The sequence below is a fragment of the Thermococcus sp. M36 genome (assembly GCF_012027355.1).
Lineage (GTDB): Archaea > Methanobacteriota_B > Thermococci > Thermococcales > Thermococcaceae > Thermococcus.
This window is the reverse complement of the sequence record NZ_SNUH01000133.1, coordinates 1-494: the sequence shown is the minus strand read 5'-3', so window position 1 is coordinate 494 and position 494 is coordinate 1. Positions and strand designations below refer to the sequence as shown.

Sequence of the window (494 nt, the reverse complement as noted above, 5' to 3'; positions counted from 1 at the left end):
AAAAATAATCACTCAACATAATATCCCGCTCCCATTTGTATGCATGTAATTGTTGAAGCATTTTTTTATTTGCATATTGTAAATTTTGGTATTCTTCAACCTGCAGAGGAAATAATTCTATTGAAGTATAATCAATCTTTTGTTTTAATTGTTCGGCTGCTTCATAAGTAAGTAAAGCATTTAAACCGGTACCCAAGCCCATTTCAAAAATACTGATAACAGCATACTCTTGTAATTGAATAAAAGGCATTAAACCTGTTTCAATAAAAACATGTTTACTTTCCTGCATTGCACCATGAATGCTATGGTAAGTAACATTCATTTCGGCTATAGCAATGGTTTGGCTGCCATCTTTCGTTATCAGAATTTCTCTCTTCATTCACTCAAAATTGCTAATTTGTTTTAATGAAGCATATTGAACATTTACAAAAAGATAAAAAGTTAGCTAAGCTTTTACACTTGCCCATAAGAACAATTAAGCTGCATAAAAATAT

Annotated in this window: 1 protein-coding gene; it reads right to left on the bottom strand. The window is 30.8% G+C overall.

The window, feature by feature from the left end; genetic code table 11:
• Nucleotides 1-379 (bottom strand): hypothetical protein (locus E3E36_RS11665; RefSeq protein WP_206203661.1); only part of this gene is annotated, 379 nt, incomplete at its 3' end.
• Nucleotides 380-494: the final 115 nt, after the last annotated feature.